The sequence below is a fragment of the Clostridium sp. genome (assembly GCF_051656525.1).
Lineage (GTDB): Bacteria > Bacillota > Clostridia > Clostridiales > Clostridiaceae > Clostridium.
Window position 1 is genome coordinate 1 of sequence record NZ_JBOGCC010000096.1, and the last position, 1451, is coordinate 1451.

The following is a 1451-nucleotide window of genomic DNA, read 5'->3' on the forward strand; positions in this document are numbered from 1 at the left end:
TGCCACAAATTGGCATCATGGCAAACGTCAAACGTCACATTGTGCGCCAAGGCGTGGTCGGCGAACTGCGTGACGTGCTGGCACACTGGGCAGGTGCGCAACGTGCGGCAGGGTTGAGCGACGGGGAGATTTACCGCAAATTTTACCTGTCCCACGGCGTGGACATGATCACGTGTCAGACCGCCAAAGTGGACGAAATGCAACAATTAATTGAACGAGTGCGAGGGTAACATTATGCAACAAATGCTGAGTGACATGGTAAGTAAGATGTACGACATGGACATGGTTGAAAGGCGTGAGCGCATGTCCAAACTTCGCCTGACGTGTGAGGAGTGCGGTACGAAGCAGGTTCAACTTGTCGACTGGAGTACACCGGTTGTACGGTTCAAATGCCGCCGCTGCGGACATAAATTCACATATGAGGAATAATATTATGTCACCGATAGAATGGTGTGAAGAAATGGCACGTACTGCCACAACTGAGCAGGAGCGTAAAGACTACGAGTCACTGCGGGAAATTTGGAAGGGGAGGACGGAGGAATGAATACCGCACTAGGTAACTTAATACGTGAAACACTATTTGAGAACACGGTTCAAGAACTGTGCAATTTACCGGACTGGAAATTCTGCATCGTGTTCGCCGACGGTTTATACAATGACGCATGTTCAGGATGTAATTTTGAGGGGAAGTATTATACCGAGAATGAGATTTACGCAGCGTATATGCGCCGCTACCCAGATGCGGAGCCACTAGTATGACCACGCTGGTGAAATGGGCAATCCGTCACGGTGTATCACATGTAGCGTTAGCGGAGTTGCGGGAAATGATGGGGGTGGACAGCACCCCCGACCTCGAACCGCAGGCCGGTAAAAGTGAAGCAGCGGTACAGGCGAACACACGGTTAGCGGCGGCACAGGCTGGTGCAATTTTGTGGCGAAATAACTGCGGTGCTCTCGTCGACAAGCGTGGCATTCCGGTACGTTACGGACTGTGTAACGACACGAAACAGTTGAACAAGCGTCTCAAGTCGTCCGACCTTATCGGTATTCGTCCCGTCCGGATCACACCTGATATGGTCGGGACAACCATTGGACAATTTGCGGCGGTGGAATGTAAAGAAGCGGACTGGACGTACAAGGGTGACGACCACGAGAAAGCACAAAAGGCGTTCGGTGAGTTGGTTATGTCGAAAGGCGGTGTGTTCACATTCGCCAACTCGCCGGAATGTATCAAGGGGTGGTGAATGTACATGACCCTGTACGACAACGCATCATCTTTACCGCTCGGTTACTCGACACCGTGCAGTCCAGCGTATCTGGGCGAACCGGATCAAGTTGCCGGCGGGTGTCAAATTTACCGGATTGGTGATGTGCGTGTGGTAGTAACACTTGACCCACTGGTCAAAACCAACCATAATGAACCGGATTAAACAATTGGAGTATGACTATGA

2 protein-coding genes are annotated in these 1451 nt (G+C 51.1%); both read left to right on the plus strand.

Going from position 1 to position 1451, the window contains the following annotated elements; genetic code table 11:
- Positions 1 to 230: hypothetical protein (locus ACRDDY_RS04365; protein ID WP_438563750.1), on the plus strand; the 230-nt coding region annotated here is incomplete at its 5' end.
- 525 nt (positions 231 to 755) lie between these two features.
- Positions 756 to 1244: a hypothetical protein gene (locus ACRDDY_RS04370; RefSeq protein WP_438563751.1), complete on the plus strand. Its 489-nt coding sequence runs from the start codon at positions 756 to 758 to the stop codon at positions 1242 to 1244.
- Positions 1245 to 1451 lie beyond the last annotated feature (207 nt).

Excerpts from the sequence above, each read along its gene's own strand:
- ACRDDY_RS04370 (WP_438563751.1), top strand. The coding sequence starts at position 756 with ATGACCACGCTGGTGAAATGGGCAATCCGTCACGGTGTATCACATGTA.